A 23,872-nucleotide genomic window follows, 5' to 3' on the forward strand; every position below is an offset into this window, starting at 1 on the left:
GGTTATTCGACGACCTTTTCCGTCACCATGGACAGCGGTTCGGACAGCGCGTTCACGGCGTCCGAGAGTTCCTTGACCTGCTCCTGGCTCAGTTCGTCGTAGTGGACGAACCCGTCGCCCTTCTTGTGCTGATCCAGCAGTTTTTGCAGGTCGGTGAAACGAGTCTCCAGTGTGCTGTTCAGTTCGGCATCACGCTTTTCGAGCAGCGGGGACAGGTTCTCGTACGCGATACGTGCACCGTCCACGTTGGCCTGGAAGTCCCACAGGTCCGTGTGGGACCAGATTTCCTCTTCACCGGTGACCTTGCCCGTGGCCACCTCGTCGAGTAGTTCCTTGGCACCGTTGGAGAGCTGGTCCGCGGTGAAGGTCATGTCACGAGTGCGGTCGTAGAGCACTCGGGTGTCGGCCACCAGCTGATCTGCGTACTTCTGGCCATCGGCCGGGCTCATGGCCTCGTAGCCGTCCTGGGGCGGCCACAGGTCCTTCTCGATCCGGTGCCAGCCGGTCCATTCCTGACCTTCTTCCAGGTCCGCTTCGCGCAGATCGAGCTTGGGGTCCAAGTCGCCGAAGGATTCGGCCACCGGTTCCACGCGCTCCCAGTGCATGCGCACGGGTGCGTACATCTCCCGCGCCTTCTGATCGTCCCCGGACGTGTACGCCTTGGCAAACTCCTCGGTGCCCGTCATCAGCTGCTCGGTCTGATCCTTGACATAGGCCGCGTACTGCGTGGTGGCCTGATCTTTGAGCTGCGAATCCTCGGCGTTGACCTCGGCACCGCCCTCGCCTTCGGTCACGGTGAATTCGTTGCGGATACCGTCACCGACCATGCCCGGCTTGCACGCCGTGAAGTACTTGCCCTGCGGAGCGGACACGGTCAGCGTGCGATTGAGCCCGGGTGCGATGTTCTCCACCTCGCCCACGATGCGCAGACCGTCGTCACCGAGCAGGTAGAACTCGGTGACCTTGGAGCCGTCGTTGGTCACGTCGAAACGCAGGGTTCCCGCGGGTGCTTCTCCCACGCCGACGTCGCACTGGTCGTCGGTGCTCGACACGGCAATCGCGCCGTTCTCACCACCCTGATCGTTGGGTTGGCACGCGGCCAGCGTGAACAACAGACCCACGGCGGTCACGGCGGCGGGAAGGCGGGTGGAGACAGAGCGCATGGATGGTCCTTAGAAATTCGGTGCCCCGGTGTCGGGTGCATCAGGCAAGTACAAGAAATGAGGTTTCAGGCGGAGGCCGAGAAACTCGCGACCGGAGCGGAAGAGGCCGCCGGCGGCGTCGTCGGCTTTCTCTTGGCCGAGCGGGAGCGGGCGATGAACAGCGGCATGACCGTGAGCACGTAGGCCCACCACACGCCGAACTCGAGCCATGTGGTGGCCGGTGAGAAGTTGAAGACGCCCTTGAGGAGCACGCCGTACCAGCTGGTGGGCGGGATCTGTTCGGACACGTCGAAGGCTAGGGAGTTCAGGCCGGGTAGCACGCCCGCTTCTTGCAGGTCATGGAACCCGTAGGCCAGAACACCTGCCGCGATGATGACCAGGAATCCACCGGTCCAGCGGAAGAACGTGGAGAGGTTGAGCTTGAGCAGGCCGCGCGTGATGAGCCAGGCCAGGGCGATGGCCACCAGGATGCCACCGAGTGCCGCGAGCGTCGGGGCGAAGATCCCGCCGCCGGCGTTTGCCCGCGTGGCGGCCCACAGGAACAGGGCGGTTTCCAGGCCCTCGCGGCCCACGGCGAAGGCGCCCAGCAGGATCAGCCCCACTGCGGAGCCTTTCAGGGCGACGTCTGCCCGGGATTCGAGCTCTCGTTTCAGGCCTCGGGAGGCGCTGGCCATCCAGAAGATCATCCAGGTCACGAATCCCACGGCCAGGATGGACAGGGTTCCGCCAATGATTTCCTGGGCTTCGAACGTGAGGGTGGAGGGTCCGAACGTCAGGAGTGCGCCGAAGGCCAGTGAAATGGCGATGGCCACGGCAATGCCGATCCACAATCGACGAACGGCGTAGCGCTGGCCGGTGCGCTTGAGGTATCCGATGAGGATCGCGACGATCAGCGCGGCTTCGAGGCCTTCGCGCAGACCGATCAGAAATGTCTGGAACATCCGACTGTCTTCCACTTATGAGGTTAGGTGAGCCTAACCTGAACAAGGTGAAATTAGCACAGTGCATGCCAGTAAAGAAGATGTGCGCGGGAGATTTTTTCCGGGTGGCCCAGTGCGTCGTTGTGTGACGCGAACAACGCGCTTCAGCGCGCGTCCGGCAACCCGATCGATGCCCGGAATGCCGCGGCTCCGGTGACCTTCACGGGGTACGGTGCACGCACCAGGTCTCCCGGGGCCAACCGGTACATTTCGACGTCGCGCCACCCCACGCCGTCTGCGTGTACGCAGCGTCGATAACCATTAGGAACGTAACCGAGCTTCCGGGACACGGCCAGGGATGCTTGGTTGCCCACCATGCCGCCGGACTCCAGAACTTGGGCGCCCAACTCGTCGAACGCGAACGCCAGAACAGCCTGGCGCATCAGCGTTCCGATGCCCTTCCCTTGCTCGTGCCGTAACAGCCACGATCCGGTCTCGGCGGCGCGAGTTTGGCGGAAGTCCTGAATCGCTTCGAGGTGCTGGATGCCCACGAACCGACCGTCCATGCTCACATGCAGCAAGAGGATCCATGACTCCGGTGACCAGGACGCGAACGCATCGTAGTAGTACTGCAGCGTGTTGACCGCCAGGTCGTGTCCCGCCTCGGCCCAGCGCCGCATGAAGGGCATGGGCTGGTCCGGGGAGTAAATACCGTGTTCGTGGATGGCTGCTGCGATCTCGGGCACGTCGACGTCCCGGACGAAACGCATTCTGAGCGGGCCGCAGGAGATGCGCAGTGCGAACGGCGCAAAGATGTCTTCCAGGGGTTCGACGTGACTCATGGTGGGCAGCTTAGCGGCAGCGCCGCTGGTCACATGGTCAATCCACCGCTCACGGACAGGGCCTGTCCGGTGATGTAGGCAGAGCCTTCGCTGAGTAGGAAGGCCACGGTCGCCGCAATCTCCTCGGGCTGGCCCAGCCTGCGGGCCGGAATGCCCTTGGCCATCCCCGAGAACACCTTGCCGGTCATTCCCTCGGCTTCCGCGGCCTGGCGATACATCTCGGTGTCGGTGGGACCCGGGCACACGGCGTTGACGGTAAGCGGCACGGTCGCGTTCTCGCGTGCCACCGACTTGACCATGCCCAGCACTCCCGAGCGGGCCGCCGACGACGCCGCGTCACCCATTGAGCCGGCCTTGGCGCTGTCCGACGCAACCACCACGATGCCAGCACGCCGCCCCTTGTTTCCTGCGTTGCGAATGAAGGGCAGGGAATGACGCACCAGGGACATCACGCCGATCAACTCGGTTTCGATGATCTCCCGGGCCCAGCCCGCCTGGGTTTCGTGCAGGGGTGCTAGTTCGTGGCGGTGACCCGCCGTGACCACCAGGGCATCGAGGCCGCCGAGGAGTTCCGCGGCGCGGGTGACGCCCCACTCCACAGCACCCTCATCGGTGATGTCCACGGTGAGGTGGCCCAGCACGATGCCCAGTTCGTCCTTGGGGTCATCGAAAGGTCCATCCATGCGGACGTTCCTGCCCGCAACGACCACACGTGCGTCCTCGGTGACCAGGTGTTCGACCGTGGCGCTACCGATGCCACCGGCCCCGACCACCAAAATCTTCTGACCCACGTGCTGACCCAAGCTCATGTCCGTGCCCCTTACTGACCCGTGAACCGCGGTGTGCGTTTCTCCAGGAACGCCCCGGCACCCTCCGCCTTGTCCTCGCTCTGGTACAGCAACGACTGCGCGAGGCGTTCGATGATCTGACCGGTCGCCTGATCGGCATCCGCACCGTGTCTGATCACGAGCTTAGCCAGTCGAATCGAGAGCGGACCGCGCGCCGCGATCCCGTCCAGAATCTCCCGCGCTGTGCCGAGCAATTCCTCCGGGGCCACCACGCGCGTGACCAGCCCCATCTGCAGAGCTTCGTCGGCAGGAACGAAGCGTCCGGAGAGAATCATGTCGACGGCGCGGCCCCGCCCCACCAGCCGAGTCAAGCGTTGGGTGCCACCGGCCCCGGGCAGCACCCCGAGGGCCGTCTCGGGCAGGCCGATTTGTGCATTGGTGGACGCGATCCGCAGATCGCACGCCATGGCCAGTTCGCAGCCGCCGCCCAGCGCGTAGCCGTTGATGGCAGCGAGAGTTGGACGTTGGAAGTTCTCGATGCGGTCGTAGAGCTTCTGCATGGACGCGTTCAGCCCGTCCAGTGCCGTGTAATTAACCAGACCAGAGATGTCCGCGCCCGCGATGAAGGCCTTCTCCCCCGTTCCGGTGAAGATGATGGCCTGGACGGAGTCATCGGATTCGGCGTGGTCGAGGATTTCGCCGATCTCGGTCAGCACGTCCGCGTTGAGGGCGTTGCGCACCTCGGGGCGGTTGATCGTGATGGTCAACAACCCGTCGGTGAGGTCGGTGGTGAGAAGTTCGGTGCTCATGCGGTGTCCCCCGTGAAACGCTCGCGAAGGTGGTACTTCTGGATCTTGCCGGACGGGGTGCGCGGGAAGTCCTCCAGGATCTCCACGCGTTCGGGCCAGTAGGACTTGGCCACGCCCTTCTCATCCAGGTAGGTACGGACGGCCTCGAGCGTCAGTGGCCCGGCGCCGTCGTTCATCACCACGGCCGCGCACGCAATCTCCTGGAGGCGCGCGTGCGGCGCGCCCACGATCGCCACGGAGGCGATATACGGGTGCTCGTGCAGCACGTTTTCCAGGTAGGCGACCGGGATGTTTTCGCCGCCGCGGATGATCAGGTCCTTGGAGCGCCCGGCGATGGTCAGGTAGCTATCTTCGTCGAGGGTGGCGAGGTCGCCGGTATCGAACCATTCGCCGTCGAAGTCCTCGCGGGTCTTGTCCAACTGGTCCAGGTACCCCACGAACAGGGAGGGTCCGCGCACCCAGAGCTTTCCCTCGGAACCTGCCGGCAGTGCGGTGCCGTCCAGGTCGGTGATCCGCACCTCGATACCGCGCACTGGGCGACCGTCGGTGGTGGTGATCTTCTCGACCGGGTCACTCGGGTGACCGCACGTGGACAGCGCACACTCGGTCTGGCCCCAACCACCCAGCACGGACAGTCCGGGCACTTCTTCGCGGGCGTTGCGCAGCAGCACGCGCGGGATCGGTGCGCCCATGCAGCAGAACCGTTGCAGGGACGAGACGTCGTGGTCGGCCAGGTTAGAGGCGTCCAGCAGGTCGTGCAGGAACGGGGTGGCGCCGGAGGTGTGGGTGATGCCGTGTTCGGCGATCAGTTCCACGAATTTCTCCTTGTTCCACACGTCCTGGAACACGCCCTTGGCGCCGAGCAGGATGGGCAGTTCCACCCCGAACAGGTAGCCGGTCAGGTGACCGAAGGTCGAGGCCATGTGAATCACGTCCTGGTGGTCCATGCCCATGCGGTCCGGCCAGGGCAGACCGGCCGCGCACACCGTGTTGTGCGTGTGCATTACGCCCTTGGGTCGCCCGGTGGTCCCGGAGGTGAACATCAACAGGGCCACATCATTGGCGTCGGGGCGGCGCTCGGCCAGTTCTTCCGGGGACCCCTTCGATGCCCAGTCGATGGCCATGAACTCGCCCCACGCGATCTCGCCCTCTTCGAGCGCGGGCGGGTTGGCGGGATCCTGGGCGAGCACCATCACGCGCGCCGGGTCCTGCTGGCCGCCCACCATGCGCCGGGCCAGCGCCAGGTGATCGTAGCCGCGGAACGAATCGGGCACCACCAGGATCCGGGTGTTGGCCCGTTCCATCATGAACGAGATCTCGCGGTCGCGATAAATGGGGATGAGCGGGTTGGTTACCGCGCCAATGCGCACGGCGGCCAGGTGCAGGATCACCCATTCCTTCCAGTTGGGCAGCTGTAACGAGATCACGTCGCCGCGACCCAGGCCCAGTTGGATCAGGCCGTGTGCAGTGCGCTCGACCTGCTGGGCAAGTTCGCCGTAGGTCAGTGATCCGCGCGAGTCCACGGAGGCGACGGCGTTCGGGTCGCGTTCCACGGCTCGGTCCAGATGGTCGGTGAGGATCTGGCCATCCCAGTAACCGGCCTGGGTGTTGTGGTCGATGATGCCCTGGGTCAGGAGAGTTTCATACGTGGTCATGACGGGTGCTCCTTTGCACGCTGAGACGGTTCGCGGTGGCTGCCGCGGGGGTTGTGCGCAGCGTCAGATCATGGTGAGGCCGCCGCTGACGGACAGCGTCTGGCCGGTGATGTAGTTGGACTGCGGGGAGGCCATGAAGGCCACGGCGTTGGCGAGGTCCTCGGGCTGGGCCAGGCGACGCAGCGGGATCGCTCGTTCCAGGGATTCGCGCAGCTTGGGGTTGTCCTTGCCGATCTCCTCGAACAGGGGCGTGTCGGCGGGGCCGGGGCACACGGCGTTGACCGTGACCCCGTAGCGGGCGAGCTCGCGCGCCATCGTCTTGGAGAACGCGACCAGCCCGCCCTTGCACGCGGAATAGACGGCCTCGCCCGTGGACCCCACGCGAGCGGCGTCGGAACCGATGTTGATCACGGTGCCCGAGCCCTGGTCCTTCATCACACTCATCACCGCGTGACTCATGGTCAGGGTGCCCATCAGGTTGATGCCGATGATGCGTTCCCAGGTCTCGGGTGTGCTGTCCAGGAACGGACCGACCTTGTCCCAGCCGGCATTGTTGACGAGCACGTCGATGCTGCCCCAGGTGTCGAGCACGTGCGAAACGAGGGCGGCGACGTCGTCGGGGCTGGTGATATCGGCGCGCACCCCCATGGCCTGGTCGCCGATGCGGTCGGCGGTGGCGGTGGCCGTCTCTTCGTTGAGATCGGCGATGACCACGCGCAGCCCGTCCTGGGCGAGGCGCTCGGCGATGGCCGCGCCGATCCCCTGGCCGGCGCCGGTCACGATGGCCACGCGGGTGGCGGTGGATTCTGAAGTCTGAGCGGTCATGGTGTGAGGTCCTTTCCTCGGTGCGAAACGGTGGGGCCCGGTTTACGGGGCGAACTGTCGGCCGGCGGATTGGCGGGCGATGATGAGCTTCATGATCTGAGCGGTGCCGTCCCCGATCTGGAGACCGAGCACGTCACGCATGCGTTGTTCGATGGGCTTGTCAGTGCGATAACCGAACTGGCCGTGCAGCAACAGGCACTGGGTGATGGCGTCGTGGGCGACCTTGGGGGCCCACCACTTACACATGGCGGCTTCCTTGGTGTGGTTCTGCCCCGTGTCCTTCAGGTGAAGGGTCCGCAAGCACAAGAGCCGAGCGGCGGTGAGCTGGGTTTCCGCCTCCGCGAGTGGGAACGAAACACCCTGGAATTTGGAGAGGGGCTGGTCGAAGGCCTCGCGGTGACTCACGTAATCCCAGGTTTCCTCGACCGTGACCTCCGCGGTGCCCAGGCATTGCAGGCCGATGAGCGCACGGGAGAAGTCGAAGCCCTGCATCACCTGGGTGAAACCGGCACCCTCGTTGCCCAACAGGTGTGCGGCGGGTACGCGGACACCCTCGCAGTGGATCAAACCGCGTTCCACGGCCCGGGTGCCGGTGTCCTCGACCGGTTCGATCCGCACGCCGGGGCTGTCCAGGTCAATGACGAACGCGCTGATGCCGCGGCCGCGACCGGCCTCGGGATCCGTGCGGGCAAAGATGACGGTGGCTTCCGCCTGGGTTGCGAAGGACATGGACTTCACGCCGTTGATAACCCAGGAGTCACCATCCTTGCGGGCGGTCATCTTCGGATTGCCGGCGTCCGAACCGGCTTCCGGTTCGGACAGGCCGATCCCCACGATGCCCTCGCCACTCGTGATGCGCGGAACGTACTTCCGGGCGGTTTCCGGGGTGGCATTGCTGGCCAGGATCTGACCCACCAGTGAGCCGACGACTTGCAGGTATCCCACGTTGAAATCCCCGCGGGCGATCTGTTCCACGATCAGCCCGGAGGTCAATCGCGGCAGGTCACGGCCACCGTACTCGGACGGCAGCTCCGGTCCGATCAGACCCAGCGCGCCGATTTCACGGCGTAGTTCCGGTTCGATCCGTCGAGCGGTTTCGCGCTCACGGTACCCGGCGGCCAGTTTCTCCTGGAGACTGCTGGCGGCGGCCACCAATTCTTCCTGGGCCGGGCTGAGGGTCATCTCCATGGTTCGGACTCCTGTATCTGACGTACGGCTGTGTTTTGTGGGGCGGTGGCGCTGGCGGCCGCGGTTATCCCCGAGGTGGCGAGGATCAGTGGCTGATCACGTGGCTGTTGAAGTCGGGCATGCGCTTCTCGGCGAAGGCTGCCGCGCCCTCCTGGCCTTCCGGGGATTCGGTGAACAGGTCCAGTCCGGACATCGCCAGGTTGGACAGTCCCGCTTGGTGGTCGGTGTCCGCGTTGAAGGACTGCTTGAGGAAGCGCAGCGCCGTGGGTGATTTCTCCGCAATTTCCGCCGCCCAGGACTTGGCCTCGTCCAACAGCTGATCCGGTTCCACCACGGTGTTGACCAGTCCCCAGCGTTCGGCGGTGGCGGCGTCGTACTGGCGGCACAGGTACCAGATTTCCCGGGCGCGCTTCTCTCCCACCACGCGAGCCAGGTAGGCGGAACCGAAACCGGCGTCGAACGAGCCCACCTTGGGGCCGGACTGCCCGAATCGGGCGGTGGATGAGGCGATCGTCAGGTCACAGATCACGTGCAGCACGTGACCGCCGCCGATCGCCAGGCCGTTGACCGCGGCGATCACGGGCTTGGGAATGTCCCGGATGGTCTTGTGCAGGTTGCCGATCTCGAACATTCCGGAAGGTGACGGTCCGTAGTCACCGGTTTCGGCGCGCTGCTTGACGTCGCCACCCGTACAGAAGGCTTTCTCCCCGGCCCCGGTGAGAATCACTGCTTGTACCTTGCGGTCTGCCCAGGCCAGGCGGAACGCCGTGATCAACTCGTGGACGGTCTGCGCGCGGAACGCGTTGTAGCGTTGCGGCCGGTTCGTGGTGATCACGGCGGTGGGGCCGTCGATCTCGTAGAGGATGTCCTCGAACTCGGGAGTTGCGGGTGCGGTGGTTCCTGCGGTCATGTTTCAGTCCTCTTTCGCGGTGAGGTAGCGGGAGTACTCGGTGTGATGTTCGGGGGCAAGTGCGGCGGACAGGACGAGCGCCAGTTGGCCAGAGATGTAGCTGTCCACGGTGTGCTGGGGCTGGAAGTACCAGGACTTCAGGGCCCAGCCGTGGGCGAGGAGCACCAAGTTGTAGGCGAACAGATCCACGTCCACGGGGGCGAACAGACCGGCGTCCACAGCGTCTTGCGTTGCTTCGCTCAGGGGTTTCACGGAGGCCATTTCCAGCTCCTTGATGACCTTCCGGTTCTCGGCTGACAGCCTGCTGCTCTCGCGATAAGTGATCACGGCGGCCTCGCTGTTCTCGGCGATCACGCGGCAATAGGCGTCGAATCCGGCGGCCACTCGATCGACCGGATCAGGACCCGCCGCGAGAATCGCCGCGGGTACACGAGCCTCGATGTCCTCGAGCACCCCCACGATCACGCTGCGCAGCACTTCTTCCTTGTTCGCGAAGTACCGGTAGATCAGCCCCACGCTCACGCCCGCTTCCTGCGCGACGCTCTGCATGGACATCTGCTCGCTGCCCTTGCCCTGCAGCACCTTCACGGCGGCGGCCAACAATTGACGACGTCGCGCTCGCGTCCTTGCGTCGCGGGCCGCCTCGACGGGTTCGGCACCGGAAACCTGGGTGAGTGAATCTGTATTCATTATTAGTGAATCTAGATTCACTTTTTGGGTGCGTCAAGAGGTGGTTCGGAAAATTCAGGGAAATTCTCGGTGTCGATCCTCAGCTCATACGACCCGAATTGCACCGCTGGATACCGCCGCTCAGGAACGGATGAGTCTGGGCACCACTCGAACCATGGTCACCATGACCAGCAGTTCCACCAGGGTCTGCGTAACCACGACCAACGGCGCAAGCCCCATGGCCGCGGGAAGCGCAATAGCCAAGGGCAGGATCACCAGGGAATTGCGCGTGACACCGGAGAAAACGAGCGCGCGTCTCGCGGCGACGTCGTACCCGCCGCGTCGCCCCACCCACTGGCCCAGACCGAACATGATGAGCGCGTACGCGACGAACAACGGGATCACCACCAGCAGGGCTGCTAGCTGCGCGCCGACCCCGGCAATTTGGGAAGCGACCACCACGGCGAGAGTGAGCATCATGAGCGGCACCATCGCGGCCATGGAACCGGCCTCCAGAATGCGCACGACGCGAGTGCGTGCTGCCAGTTCAGTCAGAATTGCGGCTGCGAGCGGCAGCACGATCAGCAGAACGAAGGCCTCAACGAACGGTTCGATCTCCGCGACCGAGACCACATCCGTACCAGCCATCAACCACAAGTAGACCGGCAGGAGCAGCATCTGCACGAGCATGAGAACGGGCGAGGCTGCAAGGAGACGGTCGTGGGCGCCACCGGCCAGGCCCGTGAAGACCATGACGTAGTCCACGCACGGGCACAGCAGCACCAGGAGAACTCCGGCGAGCAAGGCCTGATCATGGGCGACAAAACGCGACAGCCCGAACACCACCACCGGCGCCAGCACGAAGTTGAGCAGGAGGGTAGACCGAAGGAATGTCCAGTCCCGCAATACGGCACCCAGCCGGGTGAACGGGATGCCCAGGAAGGTCGCATACAGCAGCAGCGCGAGGACGGGGTTGATCAGGGTCTCCGCCGGAGCGGCGATTCCAGGCACTGTGAGGCCAACGATCACCGCAACACCGATGGACGCCACATACAGCGCAACTTGATGCCGCTCGAACCACTGAATCACTCGATCCAGGCTAGTTCACTCGTTCAGACGCCGCCGACTTGGATCAGCCCCGGATATGCAAGAAGCTCCCCGCCCGTTCGGACGAGGAGCTCCCAGCGAGAAGTCTTGCAGAATTACTGATCCTTGATCAGTGACAGCTCGAATTCCAGGCTGATCTTGTCGCTGACCAGGACTCCACCGGAGTCCAAGGGGGTGTTCCAGGAGACGCCCCAGTCCTTGCGGTCGATGCGTCGGCCGCCTTCGAGGCCGGCGCGCAGCCCGCCCGTGGGGTCGGTGTCGATACCCAAGAGCTCCATGGGGATGGTGATGGGCCGCGTGATGCCGCGGATGGTCAGGTCACCGGAAATGATGAACTGCGACTCGTCCACCTCATCCAAACCGGTGGACTTGAAGACGATCTCGGGGTGATTTTCCGCATCGAAGAAGTCGGGGCTGCGCAGGTGTTGGTCACGCTGGTTGTTGCGAGTGTCAACGCTCTGGACCTTGAGCCGGACCTCCACCGTGGAGTTGTCCCAGTCGCCGGTGTCCAGGTGAGCGTGACCTTCAACCTCGTTGAAAGCACCGCGCACACGAGTCACCATCGCGTGGCGGGTGGAGAACCCGAAACGCGAGTGCGACGGATCGATGGACCAGTCGCCGTTCAATGTCGAATCAATTGCCAAAAAGGACACCCCCATGTCAGGACCAGCTGAGCCGTTGTAACCAATGCCTCAGCGGCCGTTCAACCCTCAACCCATGTAGTTATGCGCCATGTCATTGAGACTGTTTAGATCTTCAACCCAAAGTATTCAAAACAATCATTCCGGACTGGACCCTGGTCACGCTACCCCATAGTTGGTGACCCTTGAGGGAGGGTTAGCGTGTGCCTTCCGAGAATCTGCAACTTACTTGGGGGTAAGAAGCGGCTATATTTCCCTACGTCAGGGCGACACCGGGGCAGTCTTGATCTTCGTGCGTCTTCACACGGACCTGTCGCCGCTCCCCCTGAAGATAGGGTGGAATCCATGGGCTGGCAGTACTGGACAGAATCAGCAGGCACGGGCACGTGGCGGGAGGTGCCCGAACCCCACGCTGACATCAATGCGCATGAGCTGCGGGTCCGTACCGTGGCCACTGCCGTTTCTCGCGGGACGGAGACCCTGGTCCACACCGGAAACGTCCCGGAATCCATTGCGCACCTGATGCGGGCTCCGCAGCAACTGGGTGACTTCCCCTTCCCCGTGTCTTATGGCTACCTGGGCGTGGGTGTTGTCGATGAAGGACCGGCTGACTGGCTCGGGGCACGGGTGTTCGGCCTGCTGCCGCACCACACCCATCACGTGGTCACCACGGAGGACGTCCAACGCATTCCCGATGACGTGCCCGACCACCGCGCGCTACTCGCCGGGGCCGCCGAAACCGGACTCAACATTCTCTGGCAGGAGCCCCCGCGCATTGCGGACCGGGTTGCCATCATCGGTGCCGGAATGATCGGCACCTCCACGGCGCTGCTCGCTTCGGGAATGGCGCTGGATCGGCTCGAGATCCTGGAAACCAACCCGGACCGCCGCCAGCTACTGACCTCCCTGGGACTCACGGCGGTGGATCCCAGTGAGGCATCCCCGGACAACGACATCGTCATCCACACCTCCGGCACCGAGCCCGGTCTGGCCCGTGCCCTGGAGATCGCCGGTGACGACGGCACGGTGGTCGAGGCCTCGTGGTTCGGTTCCCGCGCGCCCTCGGTCCCCCTGGGTGCAGATTTCCACGCTCGTCGGCTGTCCATCGTGGCCAGTCAGGTGGGTCAGGTAGCCGAGGGACGCCGCGCCCGCCGCACCAGAGCCGAGCGACTACAGACCGCGCTACGCACCCTGCGCGATGAGCGCTTCGACGCGCTATTGACCGGCCAATCCCCACACCAAGAACTTCCCGAGGTCATGGACGAGATCACCGGAGACACCGACCTGGCCCGCACCACCCTCTGCCACATCCTGACCTACTGACGCCCCGCAGACACCCACGCACTGACCAGCCCCATCCACCCGAGCAGGAGAACCATGTACAGCCTCACCGTCAATGACCACGTGATGATCGCCCACAGCCTGCCCGACGAGTTCTTCGGCCCGGCTCAGGGAATGCACGGCGCCACCCTCACGGTGGAGGCCACGTTCACCCGCGCCGAGCTGGACGAACACGCGGTGGTCCTGGACATCGGCCAGGCCATGGAGATGCTCGACGACGCACTGTCCCCGCTGCGCTACGCCAACCTGGACGAGCACCCCGATTTCGCGGGCAAGCTCTCCACCACCGAGGCCACTGCGCACTACATCGGGCAACGGCTCGCGGACTCCCTGAGCGATCAGCCGGACGTCGGAATCACCGTGACCCTCACCGAGAATCCCCGCGCCAAGGTCGCCTATACCGTGCCAGAGCGCCCGTGACCATACTGATCGAGCCGGATCTCGGACGCGTCAGCGGCGGCCTCCGCTACAACCGCGCCGTGGCCGACGCCGCAGACGGTGCCATCATGCGCCACGCCCTTCCCGGGGCGTGGCCGGATCCGTCCGCCCAAGACGACGCCGCTCTGCGTCACCTCGCCGCGCAGTTCGATGAGCCGATCATCGTGGATGGCCTGATCGGCTGCAGTCTGAAGGAACCCCTCGATCTGGCAGTACCGGTCATCCAACTCGTCCACGCTCCCCTGGCCGCCGCTGACCCGGCCGCATTGGACCGCGAGCGCGCGAATCTGGCAGCTGCGAGCGCCGTCGTCACGACCAGCCGCCACGCCGCCGATCAGGTGCGTGATCTGTATGGTCTGGAGGCCATCGCAGCAGTGCCCGGCGTGAGAGCGCGCCAGCCGGCCGCGGGGACCGCGGCCGGATTGCACCTGGTCTGTATCGGTGCCGTGGAGGAGAACAAGAACCAGCTGTTCCTCGCGCGCGTGCTCGCCGCGCTCTCGGAGGCCGGTATAACCGGGTGGCACTGCACGTTTGCGGGACCCCCGACCGATCCGGAATATGCGGAGCAATTGCGTCGTGCGTGTGTGCAGCTCCCGTCGGGCAGCGTGACCATGGCGGGTGAACTAGATTCGCAAGCCATCGACGATCTCTTGGCCGCGTCGGATCTTCTGCTGCTGCCCTCGCATCGCGAGACCTACGGGATGGTCATTACGGAGGCGGCGTCGGCTGCGATCCCCGCTCTGGTATCTGCCGGGACGGGAGCTGAAGAAGCACTCGCAGCGGGATTCGCCCTTTCCCTGGTGGAAAACCAGTGGGGAGCGGCTCTGACTCGGTGGCTGACGGACGTCGAGTACCGCGGGTCATTGCGCGATGAGGCCGCGAGGCTCCGACCAGGGCTACGCACCTGGGGAGACACCGCCCGCACGGTGCTCGCCGCTGTGGCTTCGTGTGAAGCCCCCGCCACAGCCGACATCGCCACGGAAAGGAACCCGACATGATCGGAGCCGCCCAGGATTGGCTCGAAGCTCGCGTTCCTTTCGACGACACCGCTCGACAACAGTCCCTGCCGCTACTGGACCGTGCCGCGCAGGCCTTGTTGGACGCGGACCCCAGCGGGCAGAGTCGGCTGACGATTGTGGATCTCGGGGCCGGCACCGGAAAGTCAGCGGCCTGGTTCCGCGAGCATCTCACGCCTCGGCTGCCCGGTCGCACTATTCAGTGGCTGCTCGTGGATGCTCATGAACCGTCGCTGGAGATCGCAACGCAGCACGTTGGGGAGGCCGACACCATCGTGACCCGGTTGTCTGAGCTGCCAACTGCCCTGGGTGAATACCTACCGGGGCATCCCGCGCCGGGCTCCCTGTTCCTCACCTGCAGCGCGGTCTTGGACGTGCTCACTCAGGACGATGTGGACGCCATCCTCACCACACTGGACACCTACAAGGGTCTGGGATTGTTCTTGTTGAGCATCACCGCGGACTGGCACCTGACCCCGCCCGACCCCCGGGATGAGTGGCTGGCCCAGGCCTTCGCCGCCCATCAGCGATGGGACGGCAAGCTGGGTGCGGACGGCGGCCACGTCATGCTGCGTACCGCACGAGAACGTGGGGTCCCTACAGCCCACGGCAACACTCCCTGGCAGTTGAGTGGGCCCCAAGATGCCGAATTCATCCGGCGGTTTCTGACCGAACGAGTGGCGGCCGTCATCGAAGCCGAGCCGGATTCCGAGGCTGAGGCCATGGACTGGTTGGAGACCAGGAACAGGCAGGTTGCAGAGAACCTGAACGTGACCGTGGACCATCTCGACGTGCTGGTGGACTCGCGCAAGGGCGGTTGATTCCGTGAAGAAACCCTGGGTGCGGCGGACCGCGATGATCGCGGTCACCGCTGTGCTGCTGTGGCTCACGGCGCGCGCAGTCGGGACCCAGGCACTGTTGGCCGGTGGTCAGGTGTTTTCCCCACTGAGCATTGCCGCGGCGCTGCTCGCCGGATTGATCGTGGCTCTGACCCAGGCGATCCGCTGGAAGGTCTTGGCGTCACAGCAGCAGATCACGCTCGGTTTCCGCCGGGCCTGGGCCGACTGCTACGCCTCAGCTTTCGGCAACATGCTCCTACCCGGCGGACTGGGTGGGGACGCCGCCCGGGTGGCCGTGTACCGCAATCGGGGGCGACGGCGTTGGTGGTCTCCCCTGCTGGCCGTGGGTGCAGAACGGCTCAGCGCCACCGCTTGTCTGTTCATCGCCACCGCCATCGTGCTGGCCGCGAGCGCCGAGACGGGCGGAGCGCTTCGGTCGGTGGCCGTTATCGCCGCGGTTGCCGCCACGGTGTTTCTCGCCACTGCGATCGTGTGCCTGCGCGGGGTGCCGGCCCGTGACCAAGTCATCGTGTGGAGTTCCTCGGCGCTGAGTGTGGTCACCCTCATTGCACTCTTCCTGCTGGCCATGGCCCAATTGGGCGGGCCGAATCATGCACCGGTTGCGACCGTGGGATTGGCGTCCATGAGTCTTCCGGTGGGAGTCGGAGGCTGGGGAGTTCGAGAGTTCTCGGTCGGTGCACTGGCCCCTGCCTTGGGAGCTCCCGCGGATCAGGCGGTGACCGCCGCCACCGGGTACGGCCTGCTCGCCGTGGTGTCTACGCTCCCCGGTGCGGCTGTCCTGGCCTGGGGTACGTGGCGTCGTGCTCTCTCGCTGCCTCGCTGAGCACGAACTCGGTGCAGACATCGTCCTCGAACGTGTAGCGGCGGAACGGTGCGCGCAGCGCCTCACCCATCACGGCCGACCCTTCGAAGCGCACACCTGGAACACCGTCACCGATCAACACCGGTGCAACCGTCAGGAACAGCCGGTCCAGCAGCCCTGCCGACAGGAACGCGGAGACCGACTTGCCGCCGCCCTCCACCAGGATCGACCCACTCACGTGCTCACGCACCACGCGCAGAACCGCCGCCGGATCCACCGAGGTGCCCGTGGCACCGTCACCCTCGCTCTGCGTCTGCGGGCCCGATGCCTGGGTCGCGCCCGCGGGAAGCCGCACGATCTCCACATGCTCGCCGAACCCGGAAGGTACCTCAACGTTCTGACCGACCAACCATAGGGTTCGTGCGTCAGGGGATTGCAGCACGCGGCTGGTCACCGGAATCCGGGAGCGGGGGTCCAGCAGAACGCGCACGGGATTCTCGCCCTCGACCGCTCGGACCGTGAGCTGAGGATCGTCACGAGTGACCGTGGTGGCTCCCACGAGCACCGCGTCCACGGCCGCACGGAGATGATGCAGGTGGGTGCGATCCGCCTCGCCGGAAACGAATTCCGCGTCCCCGCCACGAGCCGCGATGAAACCGTCCGCGCTCTGAGCCAGCTGTGCGATGACCTCCGAATGCTCAGCAAGGGTCCGGTACACGGGGAAGGTATCGTCCTCGACTGCCACGCGACCCGCCAGTGGATCATGGCGCATACGCTGCCGCTTGGTCTGCAAGTAGTGAGAGTTCTCGGGCCGGTCCAGCACCGGCAGCACCACCCGGTCCGCCACCGTAATACCCAGGCTGGTCAGGGCCTCCGCCTTGGCCGGGTTCGAGGACAACAACCGAACCGTAGAAGTCCCCAGGTCGCGCAGCATTTCGGCGGCGGCCGTGTAATCCCGCGCGTCATCCGGCAGACCCAGTGCCCGGTTGGCATCCACGGTGTCCATGCCCTCATCCTGCAGGGCGTAGGCGCGCAACTTGGCGGCCAACCCGATGCCCCGGCCCTCGTGACCGCGCAGGTACAACAGGATGCCCGTGCCCTCCGCGGCGATAGCCTGCAGCGCAGCTTCCAACTGGTCTCCGCAGTCACAACGGTGCGAGCCGAGGGTGTCGCCGGTGAGGCATTCACTGTGCATCCGCACGATCGGCGCGTCCGCTTGAGCCGGATCGCCCATCAGCATGGCGACGTGCGTGACCTCCCCAAAGGTGTAGGCGCACGTGGTGAACACGCCATGATCGGTCGGCAGCACGGTTCGTGACTCGAGCAGAAGAGCGTGATCCTGTTCTGACTGTTGCATGCGTTTCAGTCTATGGTCAGCACGCTGCCGGACGGGCCACGGGATAATTCACGGGCGCGGCTGTGTCGCCCAGCCGTTTCAGGCTCACGACGCCGCTCGGCGGCGTTCCAGCCACAGGATGTCCCGCCCGAACGAATACAGCACCGACACCACCGCGGCGGCGACGCACAGCACCCCGAAGGCCGGGATGGCCACCGCAATCGGCGTACCGGCGGCGAGCAGGAGAATGCCCTGGGCTGCCGCAATGACCCTGCGGCTCAGAGATTTCGGAAGCTGTCTCCGCCAAGTCGGCCGGAACGCACTCATCAGGTGGAATGCGTAGTACATCAGCCCCGGGATCAAACACCAGGGACCCCACAGGGGAACGAGTCCCATGGACAGAATGAGGATGAACAAAGCGTCCACGGCCTCGTCGTACAGTGCACCGGCCCGAGTGCTCCCGGTGCTACGGGCGATTTTCCCGTCCAGGCCGTCCATGGCCAGGGCCGTTGCTCCCAGCACCACGGCGGTCCAGGTGAACCCTGGGCCATCGTCGGCCAGGAACAACGCCGTGACGATCACGATGAATCCGAGCCGCAGCGTGGTCAGGTCGTCCGCGCTGGTCCACGAATCGCGACGCAACAGGCTCCGCGCAGATCCGATCACGGTCACGAGGACACAGATCAGACCATCCATTAAGCGGGGAGACAGCAGCCAGGCGATGACCAGTGCCGAGGTGAGGATCGGTAGCGCCAGGAATAGGCGTCGAGCAAGACCATTCATCCGCTGCGCACCGACCTCGCGGCATCCCTGAGCCATCGCTTCTGACCGCGAGTCTCCACGGCACGCGGGTGATAGTGCGCGCGGACCCATGCCAGGGCGTCGTCGGCGGCCACCCCGCTCATGACGGCGAGCAGCGCGATAGCCGTTCCCGTGCGGCCGACTCCCCCGCCGCACGCGATCTCCACGCGCTCGGTCAACGCCCGTTCGTGGGCTTCGCGCAGTGCCGCCACGGCGTTGAGTGTGTTGGCGGGCGTGCGGAACTCGGGCCACTTGACCCAGCGATACGGCCACGCTTGGATGCGGGGGTCCTTCCCCAGCAGATAGATCGCGAATTCCGGTGCGCTCGCCCCACGCCGACGACGCCGCACTCCGGTCCCGCGCACGGCTCGCCCATCCGGGAGCCTCACCGCACCTGCTTCGGTATCCCACACGCCCATGCCCTAAGCGTAGGTGCCCCGCAACGGACGAGTCCCGTTCCGCGCGCGGCGGAACGGGACTCCGATGGAACAGTCCGCTCAGAAGCTGAACGTGGCAGTGGAATCTTCCCCGATCCACTCCCATAGTTGAACGGTGCCCGCAACTTCAGCGTTGTCAACGAGTGAATCCGGGTCCACGCCCTTGGCTTTGACGCAGATTCCGCACGCGATGTAGTGCCCGCCAGCGTGGGCGAATCGGTCCATGAGATCGGGTAGTGGTGGGCATCCTTCGCAGGCAGTGCCCTTGGTGAAACCGGTGACGGCCAAGCGCACCGATTCTTTGGTCAGGAAGATGAGTGTGTCTCGCCCGGATTCAGCGGCGCCGACGGCGACCAGGAAGGCCACCGTCACCTTCTCCGCGTCTTCGAGGCCTGTGGTGAGTGTGATGGCTGCTTTGGTCATGATGCCCTCCAATGGGGCTGAAGAGATCCGAGTTGAATCCCTATTTACAAGTATGACCTCCCGTGATAACGAGTCAATGGGTCCAGTGGCCCCGACCGTCTCCCTTGTGTGCCGTTCGGATATATCCGACACCGACTGCTATGTGCAGGACCGCTCCCAGGTCGGCCAGAGCATGCGGCAGCCTCCCCAACCGGCCTCGCTTCCTCGGACCCGATGCGGCCATCACCAACGCCACGAAGAGGATCGCGCTCCGCACCTTACCCAGGTACGACACGCTGAGGTGACCGCGGTAGGCGGCCTTCGACGTCAGTAAGGCTGTGGCAACGTCCACGACGAGCACTGTGATCGGGACCCGCCGCGGGATTTCGCCCACGCTCGCTAGAGTCCACGCGATCGCCGAAATTCCCGCCCGATCAGCCAACGGATCCAAGGCCTGACCGACCTTCGATTCCCAATGCATACGTCGCGCCAGAGCGCCGTCGACCCAGTCGGTGGCGGCCCAGAGCGCAACACCCACCGAGGTTGCCAAACCGGTCCGCCCACCTCGAATGTGACGGACCAACGGAACGGTTGCGGCAAGCCTCACCGCAGTGAAGATGTTGGGCAGCTGGTGGGTGACGCGCATCTGGATGTCGCTCCTTTGAACTGGACGGTCAGGAGACCAGGAATGCGTCGATCTGATTGATCGACGATACCGATCCCTCCTCCATGCCCATATCCAGTACCTCTTGCAACGCCTCGGCAGAGGCGAACACCGAGACGTACGTGGCGCGCACGTTCTGGTCGTTCGATTCGAACGAATAGCTGCACTCTGACGCGGGTAGTCCTTCGGCCGGTTCAAAGTTCTCGTTCGCGAAGTAGTCCTGGAACGTGAATTGGTTCGGCCGGTTCACGCTGGTGATGCGCCACAGGCCGCAGTACTTCTCCCCTTCGGGGCTCGTCATGTAGTACTTGCTAGAACCTCCCTCCGTCAGTTCGTGTTCCACGAACGTGGCCGGATAAGTGGGTGGTCCGAATACTTTCTCGAGCTGGCGAGGGTCCGCATACAGTTCCCACAGCCGCTCCACAGAGGCGGAGAATTCCGCGATGATCGTGATCGAATGCGCTTCTACGTCTTTGGTGACCTCGATGACTGGCATCTCAACTGTCCTTCAGTAGTTCGTCGATGCGGTCGATGCGGTCTCGCCACACTTGCTCAAGCTCGTCGAGCAGAATTGCCACGGATCGTACGGCCTCCACGTCACCGCGTGCGTGCTGTTCGCGACCTCGACGCTGTTTGACCAGCAGTCCGGAGCGCTCCAGTACGGCAACGTGTTTCTGTACGGCTGCGAACGACATGTCGTAGTTCGCAGCCAGGGCCGAAATCGACTGCCCCTCGGAGAGCACTCGACGCAGGATGTCGCGTCGTGTCCGGTCCGCAAGTGCATGGAACAAACTGTCGGTTCGCTCCTTGGTGATTTGGCTCATACCGCAAACCTACAACCAATTGGTTGTAGGTACAAGAGGTTAGGACCATGGCGCGGAGTAATATTCCATCAGTGGGCTGATGGCGAGGCGCTAGGATGTGGAACGATCATTCATCCATGGATAAGCCCGCTATCGGGAGATTGTGGGGCTACGAGTCGTGACCACATTTGGTATCGAGGAGGAATTCCTCCTCATTGACCGCGAGACGCAACTACCCGCAACGCCCGCACCACAACAGGCGGAAGCGTTGCTGGAGATTACCGCTGGCGGCGGCAAGGCCACGCCGGAATGGTTCACGTGCCAGCTCGAGCACACCTCCCCCATCTACAGCGACGCCGCCATGGCACTGGACTCCCTGCTGAGTTTCCGCCGCGAACTCGCCTCGGTCACCGGATCCATGGGGTTCGACGCCGCCGCGGTGGGTACCGCGCCCGACATCGCCCTGGCTGCCGCCCAGATCACCCCCGGCGAGCGCTATCACCAGCTGGCGGGAATGACTCCGGCGATTGCCGCCGATCAGTACCTCAATGGCATGCACGTCCACATCGGTTTGGACTCCCTCGAAGATGGTGTCCGAGTCCTCAACGGTCTGCGCCCCTGGCTGCCGCTAGTGGTTGCCCTGGGTGCCAATTCGCCCATGTGGCGTGGCGCCGACAGTGGATTCGCCTCGTGGCGGTCCATTCATTACCGCCGATGGATGGCCAATGGCATCCCGCCGCAGTACGAGAATCTGGCCGATTACCAGGCCCGGTTGGATGCGCTCCTGCACTTCGACGTGGTCGAGAGCCCCAGCACTCTCGCCTGGCTCACCCGCATTTCGTTCGCGCACGGCACCATCGAAATCAGGGCCTGCGACGTGCAGCTCGAAGCCGACGACGCCGTGGTCATCGCGCTGTTCATTCGCGCCCTATCGCGCATGGCCCTCGATACTCCGGTGGTCACGCAGATCCAACCCGAAGTATTGGAGATTGCCGTGTGGCAGTCGGCGAAGTTCGGGCTGTCAGGCTCCCTGTTGGATCCCACCACGAGCACCCAGAAACCCGCGGCGGATCTGATTCATGAAACGCTCGAACGGCTCCAGCCCTACTTCGAAGGACCCGAGGACGAGGCGGTCGTCCGGCGCGGCCTGGACCGGATGCTCTCGCACGGAACCGGGGCCGAACGCCAGCGCCGCGCGATGCAGGACGGTGGACTGAAGGGGCTGCTGACGCATGCGTACTCGTCGTTGACGGCACACCCCGATCACTGAGGACACGATTTACTGCGGGCGATTGTTTCCATGCGCTTGGGCATCTTCCCCATGTAGCACAGTCGTGCTAATTTAGTTGAGTCAGCACACCCGTGCTACAACGCTCTTGAGGAAACGTTGCCATGAGCTCGCATACTCAACCATCTCGAGTTGGTCGCCGCACCGTGCTAAAGGGAGCAAGTGCTGTTCTTGGCCTTGCCGCACTGGGTGGGGCCTGGCGTGCAGAGTCTCGCGGAGTCATAGACCCCGCGCGTGGCCCCGCTTTCGATCCGTGGACCGATTGGCAAGCGCACGAGCGCGGCGACCCCGCGGCCCTGGTCTCGGTGGCCATTCTCGCGTCCAACGCGCACAACGCCCAACCCTGGTTGTTCCGCATGGAAGACACCCGGATCGATCTGTTGGAAGACGGGACCAGCCATCTCGGAACCCTTGATCCTTTTGGACGCGAGATGCATATCGGACTCGGCGGTGCTTTGGAAAACCTCCTGCTGGCTGCTGGCGCCAACGGTTACGAACACCGGCTTTCGTTGTCACCCCGCACCGAAGATCCGGCCCACGTCGCCTCGGTTACGCTGTTCCCCGGTCCGTCAGTGGCCTCATCGCTCTACGCCGCGATCCCACACCGGCATACCAACCGACATCCCTTCGATACGTCTCAGACGTTGCCCCGATCAGCCTTCAACTCCCTCGAGAGGCTCAATGACGAGCAGGCTGTACAGATTGTCTGGTTCACTTCGAAGACCGAACGAGACAGTATGCATGAGTTGCTCGCCGGTGCCGCCGAAGCCATCAACGCCGACACGGAACAGTCCTATGACAACGGCCTGCGCTGGCTGTGTCAAGACCGCAACTCGATCGAGGAACACCGGGACGGATTGACGCTGGACACCATGGGCCTGGAAGCTCCCACCGTTGTCGCAGCCAAGATGCTGCCTGACCCCAGCGCCGAGGAGTCCGGACGGGCGTGGATAGCCTCCATACATGAGCAGGCCAATACTGCCGGGGCCTTCGGAATCCTTGCGGTTCGCAACGACCGGGACCGCGCCGAACGTCTACGAACCGGGCGAATCTGGCAGCGAATGCACCTCTGGATCGCTGCCAACGAACTGGCAGCCCAGCCGATGAACCAACTCCATGAACGCGCGGATCGAGAGGACCAGCTCGGCTTGGAACCGCAGTACGGTGATGCCCTGGATGAGCTCATCCACGATCCGGGTTGGCATGCGCTGTTCACCTTCCGTGTTGGACATCCCACTCAGCCGGCACCGTCCAGCCCAAGGCGACACGTCAGCCAGGTCATCACAACCTCTTGAGTGACGTTCGCTCGGTCGTCATCTCCGTGGTTGTCACCTCCCTCCGCCAACGGGACAACACACCCCCGGTGTGTTCAGCTCGGCACGGTGCTAGCGTGCCGAGTATGGCTACCCACAATGTTCTGGCCCGCTGGGTGACTCCCGGCAGTCACCCACAGCGCCGACTCGTCTTCTTTCCCCACGCTGGTGCGGGCGGGTTGACGGGGCGTTCACTAGCCGCCGACGACGCCGAAGTCCTGGCCCACCGGCGGCCCGGTCGTGAGGCCCGCATGGCGGAACCGGCGGCATCGTCCGTGGAAGAGGCGGTACAGGAAGCCGTCGAAGCGCTGCTACCCACCCTCGATGCCGATGACCTGCCCACCGATGTCCTGGGGCACTCTTTTGGTGCGCTGCTGGGGGCGGAGTTCGTGGCCCGCATGGAACGCGATCGCCCGGGGCGGATTCGCCGCTTAGTAGTTTCGGCGAAAGTCCCACCGCCTGACCCCAGCCCGGAGCTCTCCGAGGCCTTGCGCGACGACCAAGCCCTCGTGGCATGGCTCGTAGATCTGGGTGGCACTCCCCCGGAACTACTGGAAGACCCCGTGATGCGCTCCATGGTGCTGGACCCACTGCGTGCCGACCTGACCGCTTCTCTCGGTCATGACCGGGAACCACCCCTGTTGAATACCCCCCTGCTGACGGTGACCGCAGACGGAGACGCCACCGCTCCGGCACAGGACGTCGATTCCTGGAGCCATTTCACCACCGCCCCTGTGGGCACGCTCCGCTTGCACGGCGGACACCATGCGCTCTTCGAGCAGGCCGAATTACTGCACCAAGCGTTACGTGAACCGGGCTCGAGTCCTTCAGCCCCTGAACGATGACCCTCGCTA

27 protein-coding genes are annotated in these 23,872 nt (G+C 64.5%); 8 read left to right on the forward strand and 19 right to left on the reverse strand.

Annotated features, from left to right (window positions below):
- Nucleotides 1–2: 2 nt before the first annotated feature.
- The 12 genes from efeO to CKW39_RS11100 all read right to left on the reverse strand — a co-directional run bounded on the left by efeO (nt 3) and on the right by CKW39_RS11100 (nt 11,520).
- The gene (gene efeO, locus CKW39_RS11045; RefSeq protein WP_095798174.1) at nt 3–1,163 is read right to left on the reverse strand and encodes an iron uptake system protein EfeO; all 1,161 of its coding nucleotides are present in this window, start codon (nt 1,161–1,163) and stop codon (nt 3–5) included.
- 65 nt (nt 1,164–1,228) lie between these two features.
- A complete protein-coding gene (efeU, locus tag CKW39_RS11050) occupies nt 1,229–2,104 on the reverse strand; it encodes an iron uptake transporter permease EfeU (RefSeq protein WP_095798175.1) in 876 nt (291 codons plus the stop codon).
- A 143-nt stretch (nt 2,105–2,247) separates the two neighbouring features.
- Nucleotides 2,248–2,925, reverse strand: coding sequence for a GNAT family N-acetyltransferase (locus CKW39_RS11055; RefSeq protein ID WP_143469988.1), 678 nt, complete (start codon nt 2,923–2,925; stop codon nt 2,248–2,250).
- A gap of 29 nt (nt 2,926–2,954) precedes the next feature.
- On the reverse strand, nt 2,955–3,734 hold the full coding sequence (locus CKW39_RS11060) for an SDR family NAD(P)-dependent oxidoreductase (RefSeq protein WP_095798177.1): 780 nt from the start codon (nt 3,732–3,734) through the stop codon (nt 2,955–2,957).
- Between the two features lie 11 nt (nt 3,735–3,745).
- A complete protein-coding gene (locus tag CKW39_RS11065) occupies nt 3,746–4,522 on the reverse strand; it encodes an enoyl-CoA hydratase/isomerase family protein (RefSeq protein ID WP_095798178.1) in 777 nt (258 codons plus the stop codon).
- Complete coding sequence (locus CKW39_RS11070) at nt 4,519–6,177, reverse strand: AMP-binding protein (RefSeq protein WP_095798179.1); 1,659 nt, start codon at nt 6,175–6,177, stop codon at nt 4,519–4,521. Before CKW39_RS11070 ends, CKW39_RS11065 begins: the two co-directional genes overlap by 4 nt.
- A 63-nt stretch (nt 6,178–6,240) precedes the next feature.
- Nucleotides 6,241–7,002 (reverse strand): SDR family NAD(P)-dependent oxidoreductase, encoded by a 762-nt coding sequence (locus tag CKW39_RS11075; protein ID WP_095798180.1) that lies wholly within the window; start codon nt 7,000–7,002, stop codon nt 6,241–6,243.
- Nucleotides 7,003–7,044: 42 nt separating this feature from the next.
- Nucleotides 7,045–8,190 (reverse strand): acyl-CoA dehydrogenase family protein, encoded by a 1,146-nt coding sequence (locus tag CKW39_RS11080; protein WP_095798181.1) that lies wholly within the window; start codon nt 8,188–8,190, stop codon nt 7,045–7,047.
- A gap of 85 nt (nt 8,191–8,275) precedes the next feature.
- Nucleotides 8,276–9,100 carry an enoyl-CoA hydratase-related protein gene (locus CKW39_RS11085; protein WP_095798182.1) on the reverse strand — a complete coding sequence of 275 codons (825 nt, stop codon included), beginning with the start codon at nt 9,098–9,100 and terminating at the stop codon, nt 8,276–8,278.
- Between the two features lie 3 nt (nt 9,101–9,103).
- Entirely contained in the window at nt 9,104–9,790 is a 687-nt protein-coding gene (locus CKW39_RS11090) for a TetR/AcrR family transcriptional regulator (protein WP_254049383.1), read from the reverse strand.
- 120 nt (nt 9,791–9,910) lie between these two features.
- Nucleotides 9,911–10,867 (reverse strand): arsenic resistance protein, encoded by a 957-nt coding sequence (locus tag CKW39_RS11095; RefSeq protein ID WP_173674315.1) that lies wholly within the window; start codon nt 10,865–10,867, stop codon nt 9,911–9,913.
- Between the two features lie 104 nt (nt 10,868–10,971).
- Nucleotides 10,972–11,520 (reverse strand): YceI family protein, encoded by a 549-nt coding sequence (locus CKW39_RS11100; RefSeq protein ID WP_238662985.1) that lies wholly within the window; start codon nt 11,518–11,520, stop codon nt 10,972–10,974.
- 342 nt (nt 11,521–11,862) lie between these two features.
- Here CKW39_RS11100 and CKW39_RS11105 point away from each other — a divergent pair, with 342 nt between their 5' ends.
- Genes CKW39_RS11105 through CKW39_RS11125 form a run of 5 tightly spaced genes read left to right on the forward strand, consistent with a single transcriptional unit; the run spans nt 11,863 to nt 15,995 of the window.
- Nucleotides 11,863–12,840 (forward strand): zinc-binding alcohol dehydrogenase, encoded by a 978-nt coding sequence (locus tag CKW39_RS11105; RefSeq protein ID WP_143469989.1) that lies wholly within the window; start codon nt 11,863–11,865, stop codon nt 12,838–12,840.
- 54 nt (nt 12,841–12,894) lie between these two features.
- Entirely contained in the window at nt 12,895–13,278 is a 384-nt protein-coding gene (locus CKW39_RS11110) for a 6-carboxytetrahydropterin synthase (RefSeq protein ID WP_095798185.1), read from the forward strand.
- Nucleotides 13,275–14,294 carry a glycosyltransferase gene (locus CKW39_RS11115; RefSeq protein WP_095798186.1) on the forward strand — a complete coding sequence of 340 codons (1,020 nt, stop codon included), beginning with the start codon at nt 13,275–13,277 and terminating at the stop codon, nt 14,292–14,294. Before CKW39_RS11110 ends, CKW39_RS11115 begins: the two co-directional genes overlap by 4 nt.
- Nucleotides 14,291–15,133, forward strand: a complete 843-nt coding sequence (locus CKW39_RS11120; protein WP_095798187.1) for a class I SAM-dependent methyltransferase — start codon at nt 14,291–14,293, stop codon at nt 15,131–15,133. Before CKW39_RS11115 ends, CKW39_RS11120 begins: the two co-directional genes overlap by 4 nt.
- 4 nt (nt 15,134–15,137) lie before the next feature.
- Entirely contained in the window at nt 15,138–15,995 is an 858-nt protein-coding gene (locus CKW39_RS11125; protein ID WP_143469990.1) for a lysylphosphatidylglycerol synthase domain-containing protein, read from the forward strand.
- Here the strand turns inward: CKW39_RS11125 and ribA are convergent.
- The 7 genes from ribA to CKW39_RS11160 form a co-directional block, all read right to left on the reverse strand.
- Nucleotides 15,928–17,331 carry a GTP cyclohydrolase II gene (gene ribA, locus CKW39_RS11130; RefSeq protein ID WP_095798189.1) on the reverse strand — a complete coding sequence of 468 codons (1,404 nt, stop codon included), beginning with the start codon at nt 17,329–17,331 and terminating at the stop codon, nt 15,928–15,930. The genes CKW39_RS11125 and ribA overlap by 68 nt on opposite strands.
- An 84-nt stretch (nt 17,332–17,415) precedes the next feature.
- Nucleotides 17,416–18,129, reverse strand: a complete 714-nt coding sequence (locus CKW39_RS11135) for a CDP-alcohol phosphatidyltransferase family protein (RefSeq protein WP_158222945.1) — start codon at nt 18,127–18,129, stop codon at nt 17,416–17,418.
- Nucleotides 18,090–18,530 (reverse strand): protein-tyrosine phosphatase family protein, encoded by a 441-nt coding sequence (locus CKW39_RS11140; protein WP_095798191.1) that lies wholly within the window; start codon nt 18,528–18,530, stop codon nt 18,090–18,092. The genes CKW39_RS11135 and CKW39_RS11140 overlap by 40 nt, the downstream gene beginning before the upstream one ends.
- A gap of 78 nt (nt 18,531–18,608) precedes the next feature.
- Nucleotides 18,609–18,971, reverse strand: coding sequence for a DsrE family protein (locus CKW39_RS11145; RefSeq protein WP_173674309.1), 363 nt, complete (start codon nt 18,969–18,971; stop codon nt 18,609–18,611).
- Between the two features lie 73 nt (nt 18,972–19,044).
- Nucleotides 19,045–19,596, reverse strand: a complete 552-nt coding sequence (locus tag CKW39_RS11150; protein ID WP_095798192.1) for a CDP-alcohol phosphatidyltransferase family protein — start codon at nt 19,594–19,596, stop codon at nt 19,045–19,047.
- Between the two features lie 28 nt (nt 19,597–19,624).
- Nucleotides 19,625–20,110 (reverse strand): SRPBCC domain-containing protein, encoded by a 486-nt coding sequence (locus CKW39_RS11155; protein WP_095798193.1) that lies wholly within the window; start codon nt 20,108–20,110, stop codon nt 19,625–19,627.
- 1 nt (nt 20,111) lies between these two features.
- Nucleotides 20,112–20,438, reverse strand: a complete 327-nt coding sequence (locus tag CKW39_RS11160; RefSeq protein ID WP_095798194.1) for a helix-turn-helix transcriptional regulator — start codon at nt 20,436–20,438, stop codon at nt 20,112–20,114.
- Nucleotides 20,439–20,595: 157 nt separating this feature from the next.
- Between CKW39_RS11160 and CKW39_RS11165 the strand changes: the two genes are divergently transcribed.
- From CKW39_RS11165 to CKW39_RS11175, 3 genes are all read left to right on the forward strand, one after another.
- The gene (locus tag CKW39_RS11165) at nt 20,596–21,687 is read left to right on the forward strand and encodes a YbdK family carboxylate-amine ligase (RefSeq protein ID WP_095798195.1); all 1,092 of its coding nucleotides are present in this window, start codon (nt 20,596–20,598) and stop codon (nt 21,685–21,687) included.
- 122 nt (nt 21,688–21,809) lie between these two features.
- Complete coding sequence (locus CKW39_RS11170; protein WP_143469991.1) at nt 21,810–23,000, forward strand: hypothetical protein; 1,191 nt, start codon at nt 21,810–21,812, stop codon at nt 22,998–23,000.
- 104 nt (nt 23,001–23,104) lie between these two features.
- Entirely contained in the window at nt 23,105–23,863 is a 759-nt protein-coding gene (locus tag CKW39_RS11175; protein ID WP_095798197.1) for a thioesterase II family protein, read from the forward strand.
- Nucleotides 23,864–23,872: the final 9 nt, after the last annotated feature.

It is taken from the genome of Kocuria sp. WRN011, from assembly GCF_002295155.1.
In the GTDB taxonomy this organism is placed as follows: Bacteria; Actinomycetota; Actinomycetes; order Actinomycetales; family Micrococcaceae; genus Kocuria; species Kocuria carniphila.